Below are 14,113 nucleotides of genomic sequence, written 5' to 3' on the forward strand. Positions count from 1 at the left end.
GTCTACGGCTTCCGTCCCTCGCAGGGGCTCGTGCCCGCCGGCCCCGACATCGACGTCTTCCATTCGCAGATGGGCGTCGAGGGACCGATGGGCCGCAGCGTGCGCGACATCGCACTGCTGCTCGACGAACAGGCGGGCTACCATCCGCAGGCACCCTTGTCCTATGCCAAGGAGGGCTCGTTCCTCGGCGGCTTGGGGACGAAAGCCTCCGGCGGCCGCGTCGCCTGGCTGGGCGATCTCGGCGGCCATCTGCCGACGGAACCGGGCGTGCTCGACCTCTGCGAGACCGCGCTTGCCCGCTTTGCGGACGCGTCGTTCCCCAGCGAAGCGCTGGTGCCGGATGTCGATTTCGAGGCGTTGTGGCAGGCTTTCGTCACCTTGCGCCAGGCAAGCAGCGGCTGCGGGTTGAAAGCGCATTACGATGACCCGGAAAAGCGCAGGCTTCTGAAGCCTGAGGCCGTCTGGGAAGTGGAACAGGCGATGCGCCTTACCGCGCCGCAGATCCATGCCGCCAGCGTCTGGCGCACCGAGTGGCATCGCACGCTGCTGTCGCTGTTCGAGCGCTTCGACCTCATCGCTCTGCCGACCGCGCAGGTCTTCCCGTTCGGCGTAACCACCCACTGGCCGCGCGAGGTCGCGGGGCGGAGCATGGACAGCTATCACCGGTGGATGCAGGTCTCCGCCTTTGCCACGCTGGGCGGCTGCCCGGCGCTCAACGTGCCGGCCGGCTTCGACGCAAAAGGCCGGCCGATGGGCATGCAATTGATCGGCCGCCCGCGCGGCGACCTCGCCGTGCTCAAGGCCGGCGCCGCCTACGAGGCGACGCTGCCCTGGCCGGTGGGGGCCGCGTGACGGGCCGCCCTGCCCGGCCAGCTTGCGCCAGCACCAATCCCGTGCATTGATCGCGCTCCGCCCAAGTCGGCGCCGTCCTGTTCGAGGGAAATCATGTCGCTGGAACTCTACGCCACCTATGTCGTCGCCTGCATCGTCATCATCCTGGTACCGGGCCCGACCGTCACGCTGATCATCGCCAACAGCATCCGCCACGGCTCGCGCGCCGGCTTGGCCAACGTCGCCGGCACGCAGGCCGGGCTCGCCATCATGATCGCAATCGTCGGCATCGGCCTCAACACACTGATCGCCGGCATGGGCCACTGGTTCGAATGGGTGCGGCTGATCGGCGCCGCCTACCTGATCTGGATGGGCATCCAGATGTTTCGCGCAAAAGGCGCGCTGAACCCGGACGGGTCGGCGAAGAAGCCGCGCGGCGGCTTCTTCCTGCAGGGTTTTCTGGTGGCGATCAGCAATCCGAAGACCTTGGTGTTCTTCGGCGCCTTCTTCCCGCAGTTCATCGCGCCGCAGGGCAATTACACGCTGCAGATCGTGGTCATGGGCCTGACGGCGATGATCTTCGCCGCCATGTCGGACTCGACCTACGCCCTTGCCGCCGGCCGCGCCGGCCGGCTGCTGTCGGCCAGCCGCGTCAGGCTGATGTCACGCATCAGCGGCAGTTTTCTCGTCGGCGGCGGGCTCTGGCTGGCGTTTACGAAAGCGAAGTGAGCAGTCTTCCTCGCCCCGTTCACGGGGAGAGGGTGGTCGCGAAGCGACCGGGTGATGGGCAGCGCCGGGGTTGCAGGCAAAACACCAACATTCGCGCCGCCCCTCATCCGCCTGCCGGCACCTTCTCCCCGTAGACGGGGAGAAGGAAGCTTTCAGAGCCGCCCCAGCCGCTCCACCAACAGCGCGAAGAAGCCGTCATGGTCGATGTCGCGCATCACGGTGGCGTTCTTTTCCCGCTTGGTGACGCCCCACCAGTCGATCACCGTCATGCCCATGGTGAGCTCCGACGCGGTCTCCACGCTGACATTGCAGCGGCGACCCTTGAACAGTTCCGGCTTCAGGAGATAGGCGATCACGCACGGATCGTGCAGTGGCCCGCCATCGGTGCCGTATTTCTCCTCGTCATAGCGTTCGAAAAACTCCAGCATCTCGGCGGTCGCGGTGCCGACCTTGGTGCCGAGCTGGCGGAAAGCCTGTATGCGCTTTGACGAGGTCAGCGCCTTGTGGGTGACGTCGAGCGGCATCATCACGATCGGGATGCCCGATTTGAACACCAGATCGGCGGCCTGCGGGTCGACATAGATGTTGAATTCGGCGGCCGGGGTGACATTGCCGCCCTCGAAGAAGCCGCCGCCCATCAGGACGATTTCCTTGATGCGGGGCGCGATCCTGGGCTCGCGGATCAGCGCCAGCGCTATGTTGGTGAGCGGTCCGAGCGGGCACAGCGTGATCGTGCCGCTTTCTTCGCGCATTAGCGTCTCGACGATGAAATCGACCGCGTATTGTTCCTGCAACGGCATGGTCGGCTCGGGCAGCTGCGGGCCGTTCAAGCCGGTCTTGCCATGCACTTCCTCGGCGGTGACCAACTCGCGCGTCAGCGGCCGGATGGCGCCAGCATAGACCTTCATGTCTGGCCTGCCGGCCAGCTCGCAGATCTTGCGGGCGTTGTTCTGGGTCAGCTTCAGCGGCACGTTGCCGGCAACCGCGGTGATGCCGACGATCTCCAGCTCGGAACTGCCGAGCGCCAGCAATATGGCGACGGCATCGTCCTGGCCGGGATCCGTGTCAATGATGATCTTTCTGGACTGGGGCATTTCAATTCCTTTTTGGGGAGTCTTTTTGGGCGGGGTTTAATGGCTTGAACTTGATCGCGCGGCGGACCATATCAAGACCATCGGGAAAAATGCCATCCGGGTTTTTCCAGTTTGTGTCGCTCTTCAGAGGACAGTGTAACAATGAGTCGAATGACGCCCTTCTCCAGCCCGCTTCTTTTGGGTTTCGATGCCATGGAAAAGACGCTGGAGCGTCTGGCGAAGACCGGCGACAGCTATCCGCCGTACAACATCGAGCGCCTCAGCGCCGCTGACGGCAAGGCCGAAAGGCTGCGCATCACACTGGCCGTTGCCGGTTTCGCCGAAAGCGACCTCGATGTCACCACGGAGGAAAACCAGCTGATCGTGCGCGGTCGCCAGACCGACGACACCGAGCGCGAATTCCTGCACCGCGGCATCGCCGCGCGCCAGTTCCAGCGCTGTTTCGTGCTGGCCGACGGCATGCGGGTGATAGCGGCCGAGTTGAAGAACGGCCTGCTGTCGATCGATCTCGATCGGCCGGAGGCCGAGCGGCTGGTACGGAAAATAAACATATCGGTGAAAGACTGACCTTCGCCGATGGCTCTATGCGAGGCGGCCAATCCTGGCGTCCTCGCGCCAAGGAGGCTTGAAATGACCAGAACTGACGAAATGATCACCATGACCAGCGGCGAACTCGCCCATCTCGGCGAAGGCTCTGTCGCTTATCTGCGGAAAGTGTCGAGCGACGACCTGCGCGGCCGCTTCCCGGGCCTCGGCGAAATCGCGCCCGGCCTGGAGCTGTGGGCTTTGTTTGCCGCCAACGGCCAGCCGATCCTGCTTTCCGATGCCCGTGACCGGGCGCTGGCGGGTGCGTTGGAGAACGATCTGACCACTGTCGCCATCCACTAGAGCAATTCCAGGAAAAGTGTGAGCGGTTTTCCGTCCGGAATCGCGTAAAAACAAAGGGATAGAGCGGTTCGCCGTTTCCGTGAAACGGTGAAACGCTCTAAGGCGATTGCTGGCAGTTCGAAAATGGAAAGGGCCGCTCCCGGCGGCCCCTCTAGGGTTTCTTCTCAAAACTAGAGTTCTATCCCAAAACTTCAGGCTGCGTGCGAGGCCTGCGTGTCGGACAGCAGGGCGTGGATCGCCACCGCGTCGCGCGTACCCCTGATCTTGGCCACTGTGTCGGCATCGCGCAGCACGCGCGCGATGCGCGACAGCGCCTTGAGATGGTCGGCGCCTGCGCCTTCGGGCGCCAGCAGCAGAAAGACGAGGTCGACCGGCTGGTCGTCCAATGCCTCGAAATCGACGGGCGTTTCCAGCCGCGCGAAGACACCGGCGATCCGCTTCACGCCGGCGAGCTTGCCGTGCGGAATGGCGATGCCGTTGCCGACGCCGGTCGATCCCAGCCGTTCGCGCTGCAGGATGGTGTCGAACACCTCCCGCTCCGGAATTCCCGAAATCGCCGCCGCCCTCTCCGACAGCAATTGCAGAAGCTGCTTTTTGGAATTCGCCTTCAACGCCGGCATGATCGCCGGGACGCTGATGAGATCGCTGAGATCCATGCTTGAAAAATCCCTTGCTCGCCTGCCGTGCCAGTCGTCGCCCCCTCGCGCGGCCGGCTTTTTATGCTTGTGCGACTTTGGTCGTCGACGGATCGATCCAGCCGATATTGCCATCCGGCCGGCGGTAGACGATGTTGAGATGGTCGGTCCCGGCGTTGCGGAACAGGAATACCGGGCTGTCGCTGTTGTCGAGCTCGATGACGGCAGACGCCACCGACATGGTCCGCAGCGTCATGCTTGATTCGGCGACGATGGCCGGAGCGAAGTCCTCCGGAATGTCTTCCTCATCATCTGTGAGGGGAGCCATCACCGTATAGGCGATGTCGGTCGGCTCTTCGCCATTGCCGTTGCCGGTGTTGCGCGATTTCAGCCGGCGCTTGTAGCGGCGCAGCCGTGTTTCCAGGCGATCGGCGGCCGCCTCGAAGGCAAGCGTCGGGTCCTGGGCGTCGCCGGTCGCCTGCAAGGAAGCGCCGGAATCGAGCCGGATCATGCAGTCGGCGGAGAAACGCGACCCCGATTTGATGACCGTGACATGTCCTGAAAAACCCCGATCGAAATATTTCTCGATCGCCTCGCCGACCCGGTCGTTGATGCGCGTGCGGAACGCATCGCCGATGTCCATGTGTTTTCCCGAAATGCGTAGATTCATCTGAAAACTGACCTTCCTTGCCCAGGCTTCAAACTGGTCCCGAGTTTATACCCGTGGTGCGCGCGCACAAGCTTCGCAGCGGCATGCGCGCCGATTTTAGACCCGAACTTTCCGGTTGATCACAAGTCGCCTTCTTGGCCGTCCATGGCCTTGTCTGACGGACCCATTTGCAAGCGGGCATTACGCCCTGCTCATGCGGGCGGGCTTCTAGACACTTCATTGCGGCTTGTCAATCAAGCTTGGGGATTGCGGGAAATCATCGGGATTCGGGTCGGGCCGGCATCGCCCGAATACAGGCGGGCCTAGCGGCCGGCGTTCGCGAGCGCCCGCTTCTCCCGCCGCCTTTGCACAGACGATGGGATATTCATGCCTTCGCGGTATTTCGCGACGGTGCGGCGCGCGATATCGACACCAATTTCCTTGAGCATGTCGACGATGGCGTCGTCGGAAAGCACGTCGGCGGGCTTTTCCTCGTCGATCATCTGCTTGATGCGGTCGCGCACGGCCTCGGAAGAGTGCGCTTCGCCGCCTTCGGCCGAGGCGATCGACGCCGTGAAGAAATAGCGCAGCTCGAAAACCCCGCGCGGCGTCAGCATGTATTTGTTGGCGGTGACGCGGCTGACGGTCGATTCATGCATGCCGATGGCATCGGCCACCGTGCGCAGGTTGAGCGGCTTGAGGTGGCGCACGCCATGGACGAGAAAGGCGTCCTGCTGCCGCACGATTTCCGACGCCACCTTGAGAATAGTCTTGGCCCGCTGGTCGAGGCTGCGCGTCAGCCAGTTGGCGTTCTGCAGGCATTCGGCGAGAAAATCCTTTTCCGCCTGGTCCTTGGCGTGGCTCGAGACACGGGCGAAGTAGACATTGTCCACCAGCACGCGCGGCAGCGTGTCGGCATTGAGCTCAACTGCCCAGCTGCCGTCATTGGCCGCGCGGACCTCGACATCGGCGACGATTGCGTCGCTTGCGCCGCCCGAAAACGCCAGGCCGGGGCGCGGATCGAGAGCGCGGATCTCGGCAAGCATGTCGAGGAGGTCCTCCTCGTCGACGCCGCAGATGCGTTTCAGCGTCTGGAAATCGCGCCGCGCCAGAAGCTCGAGGTTGGCGACCAGCGCTTTCATTGCCGGATCGAGCCTGTCGCGCGCCTGAAGCTGCAGCGACAGGCACTCGGCAAGGTCGCGCGCGAAGAGCCCTGCCGGCTCGAAGCTCTGGCAGGCGCCAAGCACACGCGCCACCGCCGCTTCATCCGTGCCGAGCCGGACCGCGATCTCCATCAGGTCGGTGCGCAGATAACCGGCCTCGTCGAGCCCATCGGCAAGCTCGCCCGCGATGAGACGTTCGCCGGGGCTTAGCGAAGCAAGTGCGATCTGCTCGCCGACATGTTCGCGCAATGTGACTGCGGCCGCGGCCATGTCGCCGACGTCGAATCCCTCGGATGAGGCTGTGCCGGCGCTGCCCGCTGCAGACTTCCACTGAGCCGTGAGATCCGGCCCCAGCCGCTCGCTGGTGCCGGGATCGTCGGGAAACAGGTTTTCCAGGGAAGAGTCGAGCTTTTGCGAGATCGCTTCCGCGCTCCACTCCGTCTCGCCCTCGAACCAGTCGCCGGCGCTATCCAGCTCCGGCGCGGCCTCGCTTTTCTGGGCCTGGTCGCTGGCGGCGTCGTCCTGCGGTTCGGCGCGCTCCAGGAGAGGGTTGCGCTCGATCTCCTCGTCGATGAAGCGTTCGAGCTCGACATGGGTAAGCTGCAGCAGCCGGATCGACTGCATCAGCTGCGGCGTCATCACCAGCGACTGGGATTGTCTGAGCTGCAGTTTGGCTGCCAGCGCCATGGTGGGATTCAAACGCCTCGTCTACGCGTCGCACTCTTGCATTCCAGTCGGGCATAGAAACTGGCCCGGCTTTTGCTTGTCAAGGAAAACGCTAGCAGGATCGGCTTACCGGAGCGTTATTGGGCCGAAAAATCGCAACAAACCAGTCGAATTTCGCTCAAATTCACTCTGAAGAAAGGTATTTTACGCTCAGAGCGTAAAACCCTCGCCGAGATAGAGACGCCGCACATCGGCGTTGGCGACTATTTCGTCGGCCCGGCCATGCGTCAGCACCTGGCCGGCATGGATGATATAGGCGCGATCGATCAGGCCGAGCGTCTCGCGCACATTGTGGTCGGTGATCAAGACGCCGATACCGCGCGCCGTGAGATGACGGACGAGCTGCTGAATGTCGGCGACGGCAATCGGGTCGATGCCAGCAAAGGGCTCGTCGAGCAGCATATAGGCAGGCCGCGTCGCCAGCGCCCGCGCAATTTCAAGGCGACGCCGTTCGCCGCCCGACAGCGACATCGAGGGCGCCTTGCGCAGATGGCTGATGTGGAATTCCTCGAGCAGCTCGTCGAGGTTGCGTTCGCGCACCTTGCGATCCTTTTCGACCACTTCCAGCACGGCGCGGATATTCTGTTCGACGTTCAGGCCGCGGAAGATCGACGCTTCCTGTGGCAGGTAGCCGATACCAAGGCGGGCGCGCCGGTACATCGGCATCGACGTGACATCGAAGCCGTCGATCTCGATCGAGCCCTCATCGACGGGAACAAGGCCGGTGACCATGTAGAAACACGTGGTCTTGCCGGCGCCGTTGGGGCCAAGCAGGCCGACGGCCTCGCCGGCGCGCACGCCGAGCGTCACCCCACTCACCACCTTACGGCCCTTGTAGCTTTTGGTCAGGCCTTTGGCGATCAGGGTGCCCTTGAACTTCGCCTTGTCGGTGCCGACCGTCGCCGGGGCAGCCGGCTTTGCGGCCGCCCGTCCCGGAAGACGGGCAAGCAGCGAGGATACGCCGGCCATTAGTTGCCCGACGCTCCCTGCTGCTGCGCGCCCTGCTTCTGGGGCGTGAACGACATCATCACGCGGCCGCCGCAGCCGTCGACATTGGCGAGGCCGCTCTTCATCTGCACGGTGAGCTTGCAGCCCTTGAGCACATTGTCGCCTTGCGAAAGCACCACTTCCTTGCCCTTGAGCACCAGCACCTGCGTCTTCATGTCGAACGTGCCGCTGTCGCCGGTGGCGACCTGGTCGTTCGATTTGACGTAGACCTTGTTCTCGACCTCCAGGTGATCGATATTGGCGGCGCCCGTCATTGCCGACGCGCCGGCAGCCGCGCTTTTGTCAGCCTTGGGGTCCTTGACATAGTAGACCGTCATCTTGCCGGCCTTTAGCAGGGTCGGCCCCTGATTGACGGTCACATTGCCGCTGAATATGGCCATGCTCTCGGCTTGGCGGACCTCAAGCTTGTCGCTTTCGATCTGGATCGGCTGGTCGCCGGATAGCTTGAGCCCGGACATCTGGCTGGTCGCGCTCGACTGCGCGAAGGAATGCGCCGTCCCCAGAAACAGCAATGCGGAGGCTGCGCCCAGAGCCCACGCGGATTTACTGCGACGCATTCTGTTCTCCACTGTTTACCCCTGCCGCCTTCAGCGCAGTCGGATCGATGTTGACGCGAACCCGGTTCTCGAAGACCACGAGCCTGCCATTATCCTCGACCGACATCGAGTCCGCCGTGATGCGCGACCCGCCGCGGCTGACGTCGACCGGATTGCTCGTCTTCATAGAGCCTTTACCCATGTCTAGGAAGATCGATTTGAATTTCGCCGCAAGGCCGTCCGTAGTCGTCACGCTGACGTCGCTGGTGAGGTCCATCGTATTGGCGTCGCGATTGTAGATACCGTGCTCGGCATCGACCGACACGATATTGTCGGTGGCGACGGGCAGTTTGGCGTTGATGCCTTCGAGGTCGATCACGGCCTGCTGGCCGACATCCTGCGTCGCCCTGGTCGCGGTCAGCGAATAGGGCAGCTTCTGCTTGGTGAAGCCGTTGAGCTTCGGATTGGCCATCACCAGCTTGCCGTTCGAAAACGCCGTGCCGTCGGCCTGCACGGAAATGGAGACTGGCGCTTTGAGGTAGGAATAGACTGGAAAGGCGATCGCAATCGCGGCCGCGAGCAGCGGCACCGCGAATTTCAGCACGCGCACGCGGCGCGAGTGCCGTTGCGCGCGGTTGAACGCCTCGCCGCGCGTGCCCTCTTGGATCGCGGGAGCCGGTGCCGCAGCGGCATCGCTCGTTTCGTCAGATCGCGCCAACATGACTTTTCTAATGGACCTTTGTCCGCCCAAACATCGCCTATAGGTGGTATGCCGGCACCTACACGCAAGCACAAGGGGACGAAAACTGCAAAAATGTGACGGCTGCCGCCCACAAAATCGGGAGGAATTCGGGGAGACGACCCGCACTTCATAGCAGATACAGAAGGGGACTGGGTTAATTTTTCGTGAGGTCGCCATCAACGCCGAGCTCGAAGCCGGCGTTCAGGAAACGGTAGCCGTGTGCCGAGGCTTGCTTTAAAAGCTTGCTTTCCCGCCGACCCATGAGGCTGACGATGGCAATGAGAGCCGACGACCTGATCGACCGCCGCCGCTTGCGCCGCAAGCTGACTTTCTGGCGCGTGGCTGCGTTTGTGGTTCTGGCGGCAGCGGTGATCGCCTTCTCGGCATGGGTCTATGACGACAATTTCACCGGCCAGGCGATCCCCCATATCGCCAAGGTGAAGATCGAAGGCACCATCACCGAGGACGAGGAACTGCTCAAAAGGCTGGAAGCGATCCGCAAGTCTGCGGAGGTGAAGGGCGTCATCCTGTCGATCGATTCGCCCGGAGGCACCACGGTCGGCGGCGAGTCGACATTCGAAGCCGTGCGCAAGCTTGCCGGCGACAAGCCCGTAGTGGCCGAGGTCGGCACGCTGGCGGCATCGGCCGGCTATATGATCGCAAGTGCTGCCGACCATATCGTTGCCCGCAAGACCTCGATCGTCGGCTCGATCGGCGTGCTGATCCAATATCCTGACGTCAGCGGTCTCATGGACAAGCTCGGCATCAAGCTGGAGGAAGTGAAATCCTCGCCGCTCAAGGCTTCGCCCTCGCCCTTCAAGCCGACCAATGACGATGAGCGCGCCATGGTGCGCAAGCTGATCCTCGACAGTTACGACTGGTTCGTCGGCATCGTCGCGGACCGCCGCAAGATGACGCATGAGCAGGCGCTGGCGCTGGCCGACGGTTCGATCTTCACCGGCCGCCAGGCCTTGGCCAATCATCTGGTCGACGCCGTCGGCGGCGAGCAGGAGGCGATCGACTGGCTGGCGACGAAGGGCGTGGATGCCAAGCTCAAGGTCGTCGAGTGGAAGGACAAGGACAGGCGTGGCGGCTTCCTGTTCTCGCAGTCGATGGCAAAACTAGCCGCCAAGGCGCTTGGCCTGCCGGATGCCGGCGGCGATATCATTCACGAGCTCGGCGCCGACCGCTTGTTTCTTGACGGTCTCGTTTCGGTCTGGCACCCTTGACATGCCGTTGGCGCGAGCCAAAAAAGCAATAAAAATCATCCTGATAATCGTCTGCAGTGGTTTCACGGGGAACGTTCCATGATCAAATCCGAGCTTGTGCAGATCATTGCTGCACGCAACCCGCACCTTTTCCTGCGCGACGTCGAAAACATCGTCGGTGCGATCTTTGACGAAATCACCGACGCGCTTGCCGAGGGCAACCGGGTCGAGTTGCGCGGTTTCGGCGCCTTTTCGGTGAAAAACCGTCCCGCCCGCACCGGCCGCAACCCGCGCACCGGCGAGTCGGTCGAGGTCGAGGAAAAGTGGGTGCCGTTCTTCAAGACCGGCAAGGAGTTGCGCGAAAGGCTGAACGGCGGCAAATAGGCGCCGCGCCGGCGGGTCGAGACGGCATCTTGGCGCTTAAAGCATGTCTCCCGAAAGGGAAGGCCGGTTTCGGGACAAAGACATGCGCGCTTAGGAAGCTTCTCTATACGGAGATCTGATGTTCAATCGCTTCATCCTCGTCGTGGTCTTCGTGCCGCTGGCCATCATCCTGATCGCGCTCGCCGTCGCCAATCGCGGCGCCGTCGCCTTCACGCTCGATCCGTTCCATCCCGGCAATCCCGCGCTGACGCTGAACCTGCCGCTTTTCATTTTCCTGTTCCTGGCCCTGGCCGTCGGCATGGTCGTCGGCAGCATGGCGACCTGGGTGAAGCAGGGCCGCTACCGCAAGCTCGCGCGCCAGCGCGGCCTGGAGGCTGAAAACCTGCGCCAGGCGGTGAGCCGCGCGCCGGCCGCGCCGAATGGACCGGCGTTGCCCAAGCCGACCAACTAAAGCAATCCGGAGCCTTCGATGCTGACCATTTCGGCCGCCGAGGTCGACCGCGCGCTGACCTTTCCCGGCCTGGTCGAGACATTGCGCGCCGCCTTTCGCGAGGGCGCCGTGCAGCCGGTTCGTCACCATCATGGCGTGGAGCGGCCGGAGGGCGCGGCCTCGACCCTGCTTTTGATGCCGGCCTGGACCGACTTCAACGCCGCAGGCACCTCGGCGGGAGGTCATATAGGCGTCAAGATTGTCACCGTGTCGCCGGACAACAACGCAAAAGGCAAGCCGGCGGTGATGGGCCTCTATCTTTTGCTCGACGGCGTCACCGGCGAGCCGCAGGCGATGATCGACGGGCAGCGGCTGACGCAGTGGCGCACGACCTGCGCCTCCGCGCTCGCCGCTTCCTATCTGGCCCGCAAGGACGCCTCGCGGCTTCTGGTGATCGGCGCCGGCGCGCTGTCGCCATTCCTTGCCAAGGCGCATTCGGCGGTCAGGCCGATCACCTCCATCCGCATCTGGAACCGCACGCCGGCCAATGCCGAAAAGGTGGCGGCCGCCTTGCGCGCCGAAGGCTTTCCGGCCAATGCCGCCGGCGATCTCGACGCGGAGCTTGCCGAGGCCGACATCATCGCCTCCGCGACCATCTCCAACACGCCGCTGGTCAAGGGCGCGCTGCTCAAGCCGGGCGCCCATGTCGACCTCGTCGGCGGCTTCACGCCCGACATGCGCGAGGCTGATGACGATGCGATCAAGCGCGCCCGCGTCTATGTCGACACCCGCGCCGGCGCCACCAAGGAGGCCGGCGACATCGTCCAGCCTCTGGCCTCGGGCCTGCTGAAACCGGAAGCGATCATCGCCGATCTGCATGAGCTCGCGCGCGGCGAGAAACAGGGCCGGCAAACCGACAGCGAGATCACGCTGTTCAAGTCGGTTGGCGCAGCCCTTGAAGACCTCGCCGCCGGCATCGCCGTCTACAAGGCGCTCAAGGGGTAAGGGAGCAGGGCAGTAAGGGAATAAGGGGGGAAAGAACACCTACTGCCCTACTGCCCTACTGCCCTCCTGCCCATTCGGCCAATAAACGCGCAGGCGATGATTGTCCGGATCAAGCGCGACGAAGGTGCGGCCGAAATCGAGATCGGTCGGAGCCTGCAGCATTTTGAGGCCTCTGCCAGCCCAATCCGCATGGGTGGCATCGACCGCCGCGCCGTTGTCGACGGCAAGCACAAGCTCGCCGCCACCGCCTGCCCCCGCAGCCGCCGGTTCCACCGTGTGGCGCGACCAGAGGCCGAGCTTGAAACCCTTGTCGAGCACGAACATCACGAAGGTCGGCGAGGACTCGACCGGCTCGCGCCCGAGCAGCGACGCGTAGAACGCACCGCTCTTTTCCGGGCTGTCGACATAGAGGATGACGAAATTCGGCGTGGTCATATCTGATCTCCAAAGTGTCTGGACCTTCGGGACCATATGCGGACCTACTGTCAGATTCTGGCAGCAGCGATCAGGCGGAATCGCCCTTCCTGGCGTTTGAGCGGGGCGCGTCCAGCGTCGCCCGCCACTCCTTCAGCATCGCCTGGCGGCGGCGTGGGTAACGGACGCCGGTCGGAGTCAGGTCGGACATCCGGTCGGCGCGGAAATGACGGAAATCCTGGCGCGTTTCGCACCACGCCGCCATCACCCGCACCTTGTCGAAGAAAGCGAGCGCGAAGGGCCAGACCAGCCGCTCGGAGGCCGCACCCTCGGCGTCGCGATAGAGGAAGCCCAGCTTGCGTTCCTCGCGGATCGCCTGCCGCACAACGCCGAGGTCGATCGCTTCGAGATTGTCCGAGCGCGGCCCGACAAGCAGCGTCGTGGCATCGAGGTCCTCGCGCAGATCATCCGGCAGCACCGCCGCGATCTTGGCCAGCGCATCGGTCGCGGCGGCGGCCAGCTTTTTGTCCGGCTGCTTTGCCACCCAGCGCGAGCCGAGCACGATGGCCTCGATCTCCTCGTCTGAGAACATCAGCGGCGGCAGCATGAAGCCTGGCTTCAGCACATAGCCAAGCCCCGCCTCGCCTTCGATCGGCGCGCCCTGCCGCTGCAGCGACACGATATCGCGATAGAGCGTGCGAATCGACACGCCCATCTCGTCCGCAAGCGTGCGGCCGCTCACCGGCCGACGGTGGCGGCGCAGGATCTGGATAAGGTCGAGCAAGCGTTCAGAACGGGACATGGTCGGTTTGCGTGTCTCCAGAGCTGGGTGCATCATAGATGCGGGACCATTTTGTTGCGCGGCCCGAATCCCTATGTCAAAAGCGGCCTGCCGTTCCGGAGACCGTTCTTGAAATCCTTTCGCGATCGAAACCGCGACAACCGCCTGCGTCAGCCCGTAAAAGCCAGCAGTGTCCAACCGCGTCCAGACGAACGGCGCGAAGCGAGGCCGGAACACAGGCAGGACGCCAAGCCGGCGCCGCGCGTGCTTGCGCGCCGCGAGGGTTCCTTGCCCGCCGAGCGCCTGCCGCTGATCCTCGAAGTCGCGCCCAACGCCGACTACGCGCTGCTGGACAGCGGCGCGGGCGAAAAGCTCGAGCAATACGGCCCCTATCGCATCGTGCGCCCCGAGGGTCAGGCGATCTGGCAGCGCGCCCTTCCGGCAAAGGAATGGGAGCGCGCCGACGCCGTCTTCACCGGCGACACCGACGAGGAAGGCATCGGCCGCTGGCGCTTCCCGAAGGCGCCGCTCGGCGAGACCTGGCCGATGAAGCATGACGGCATCGACTACCTCGGCCGCTTCACCTCGTTTCGCCATGTCGGCGTCTTTCCGGAACAGGCTTCGCATTGGGACCATATGGCGGGGCTGATCGCGGCGGCGAAGCGGCCGGTCAAGGTACTGAACCTCTTCGGCTATACGGGGCTTGCCTCGCTGGTGGCGGCCCGCGCGGGTGCCGAGGTCACCCATGTCGACGCCTCGAAGAAGGCGATCGGCTGGGCGCGCGAGAACCAGGAGATGGCCGGGCTTGGCGACAAGCCGATCCGTTGGATCGTCGAGGACGCGGTGAAATTCGCCGAGCGCGAGGAGCGCCGCGGCAGCCGCTACGACAT

At 63.8% G+C, this 14,113-nt stretch carries 18 protein-coding genes; 9 read left to right on the forward strand and 9 right to left on the reverse strand.

The features are described from left to right. A partial coding sequence (locus EOA24_RS10625) for an amidase family protein (protein WP_245491237.1) occupies nucleotides 1-852 on the forward strand: 852 nt, incomplete at its 5' end. A 93-nt stretch (nucleotides 853-945) separates the two neighbouring features. Next, nucleotides 946-1,560 (forward strand): LysE family translocator, encoded by a 615-nt coding sequence (locus tag EOA24_RS10630; protein ID WP_126081196.1) that lies wholly within the window; start codon nucleotides 946-948, stop codon nucleotides 1,558-1,560. 152 nt (nucleotides 1,561-1,712) lie between these two features. Here EOA24_RS10630 and EOA24_RS10635 read toward each other — a convergent pair whose 3' ends face one another. Further along, complete coding sequence (locus tag EOA24_RS10635) at nucleotides 1,713-2,654, reverse strand: nucleoside hydrolase (protein WP_126081195.1); 942 nt, start codon at nucleotides 2,652-2,654, stop codon at nucleotides 1,713-1,715. 141 nt (nucleotides 2,655-2,795) lie between these two features. Between EOA24_RS10635 and EOA24_RS10640 the strand changes: the two genes are divergently transcribed. Further along, nucleotides 2,796-3,221: an Hsp20 family protein gene (locus EOA24_RS10640; RefSeq protein ID WP_042641067.1), complete on the forward strand. Its 426-nt coding sequence runs from the start codon at nucleotides 2,796-2,798 to the stop codon at nucleotides 3,219-3,221. A gap of 63 nt (nucleotides 3,222-3,284) precedes the next feature. Next, the gene (locus tag EOA24_RS10645) at nucleotides 3,285-3,542 is read left to right on the forward strand and encodes a DUF1150 family protein (RefSeq protein WP_126081194.1); all 258 of its coding nucleotides are present in this window, start codon (nucleotides 3,285-3,287) and stop codon (nucleotides 3,540-3,542) included. A gap of 191 nt (nucleotides 3,543-3,733) precedes the next feature. Here EOA24_RS10645 and ptsN read toward each other — a convergent pair whose 3' ends face one another. The 6 genes from ptsN to lptC all read right to left on the reverse strand — a co-directional run bounded on the left by ptsN (nucleotide 3,734) and on the right by lptC (nucleotide 8,980). After that, nucleotides 3,734-4,198 (reverse strand): PTS IIA-like nitrogen regulatory protein PtsN, encoded by a 465-nt coding sequence (gene ptsN / locus EOA24_RS10650; protein WP_042641064.1) that lies wholly within the window; start codon nucleotides 4,196-4,198, stop codon nucleotides 3,734-3,736. 61 nt (nucleotides 4,199-4,259) lie between these two features. Beyond that, complete coding sequence (raiA, locus tag EOA24_RS10655; protein ID WP_126081193.1) at nucleotides 4,260-4,847, reverse strand: ribosome-associated translation inhibitor RaiA; 588 nt, start codon at nucleotides 4,845-4,847, stop codon at nucleotides 4,260-4,262. A 302-nt stretch (nucleotides 4,848-5,149) separates the two neighbouring features. Next, on the reverse strand, nucleotides 5,150-6,676 hold the full coding sequence (gene rpoN, locus EOA24_RS10660; protein WP_126081192.1) for an RNA polymerase factor sigma-54: 1,527 nt from the start codon (nucleotides 6,674-6,676) through the stop codon (nucleotides 5,150-5,152). A gap of 189 nt (nucleotides 6,677-6,865) precedes the next feature. Next, a complete protein-coding gene (gene lptB / locus EOA24_RS10665; RefSeq protein ID WP_042641058.1) occupies nucleotides 6,866-7,684 on the reverse strand; it encodes an LPS export ABC transporter ATP-binding protein in 819 nt (272 codons plus the stop codon). Continuing rightward, nucleotides 7,684-8,280, reverse strand: a complete 597-nt coding sequence (locus tag EOA24_RS10670) for an LptA/OstA family protein (protein WP_126081191.1) — start codon at nucleotides 8,278-8,280, stop codon at nucleotides 7,684-7,686. The genes lptB and EOA24_RS10670 overlap by 1 nt, the downstream gene beginning before the upstream one ends. Beyond that, on the reverse strand, nucleotides 8,267-8,980 hold the full coding sequence (gene lptC, locus EOA24_RS10675) for an LPS export ABC transporter periplasmic protein LptC (protein ID WP_126081190.1): 714 nt from the start codon (nucleotides 8,978-8,980) through the stop codon (nucleotides 8,267-8,269). Before lptC ends, EOA24_RS10670 begins: the two co-directional genes overlap by 14 nt. A 293-nt stretch (nucleotides 8,981-9,273) precedes the next feature. Here lptC and sppA point away from each other — a divergent pair, with 293 nt between their 5' ends. The 4 genes from sppA to EOA24_RS10695 all read left to right on the forward strand — a co-directional run bounded on the left by sppA (nucleotide 9,274) and on the right by EOA24_RS10695 (nucleotide 12,028). Then, nucleotides 9,274-10,230: a signal peptide peptidase SppA gene (gene sppA / locus EOA24_RS10680; protein ID WP_126081189.1), complete on the forward strand. Its 957-nt coding sequence runs from the start codon at nucleotides 9,274-9,276 to the stop codon at nucleotides 10,228-10,230. A 78-nt stretch (nucleotides 10,231-10,308) separates the two neighbouring features. Further along, the gene (locus EOA24_RS10685; protein WP_027165368.1) at nucleotides 10,309-10,593 is read left to right on the forward strand and encodes an integration host factor subunit beta; all 285 of its coding nucleotides are present in this window, start codon (nucleotides 10,309-10,311) and stop codon (nucleotides 10,591-10,593) included. A gap of 118 nt (nucleotides 10,594-10,711) precedes the next feature. Then, nucleotides 10,712-11,044 (forward strand): DUF1049 domain-containing protein, encoded by a 333-nt coding sequence (locus EOA24_RS10690; RefSeq protein WP_126081188.1) that lies wholly within the window; start codon nucleotides 10,712-10,714, stop codon nucleotides 11,042-11,044. A gap of 18 nt (nucleotides 11,045-11,062) precedes the next feature. Then, nucleotides 11,063-12,028 (forward strand): ornithine cyclodeaminase family protein, encoded by a 966-nt coding sequence (locus EOA24_RS10695; RefSeq protein ID WP_126081187.1) that lies wholly within the window; start codon nucleotides 11,063-11,065, stop codon nucleotides 12,026-12,028. A 39-nt stretch (nucleotides 12,029-12,067) separates the two neighbouring features. Here the strand turns inward: EOA24_RS10695 and EOA24_RS10700 are convergent, their stop codons facing one another. Together EOA24_RS10700 and EOA24_RS10705 are read right to left on the reverse strand one after the other, a co-directional pair. After that, nucleotides 12,068-12,463: a VOC family protein gene (locus EOA24_RS10700; protein WP_126081186.1), complete on the reverse strand. Its 396-nt coding sequence runs from the start codon at nucleotides 12,461-12,463 to the stop codon at nucleotides 12,068-12,070. A gap of 70 nt (nucleotides 12,464-12,533) precedes the next feature. Then, nucleotides 12,534-13,244: a YafY family protein gene (locus tag EOA24_RS10705; protein ID WP_126081185.1), complete on the reverse strand. Its 711-nt coding sequence runs from the start codon at nucleotides 13,242-13,244 to the stop codon at nucleotides 12,534-12,536. Between the two features lie 108 nt (nucleotides 13,245-13,352). Between EOA24_RS10705 and EOA24_RS10710 the strand changes: the two genes are divergently transcribed. Beyond that, nucleotides 13,353-14,113: class I SAM-dependent rRNA methyltransferase (locus tag EOA24_RS10710; RefSeq protein WP_133374491.1), on the forward strand; the 761-nt coding region annotated here is incomplete at its 3' end.

Origin of the sequence: Mesorhizobium sp. M2A.F.Ca.ET.039.01.1.1 (assembly GCF_003998035.1) — a bacterium.
Taxonomy (GTDB): domain Bacteria; phylum Pseudomonadota; class Alphaproteobacteria; order Rhizobiales; family Rhizobiaceae; genus Mesorhizobium.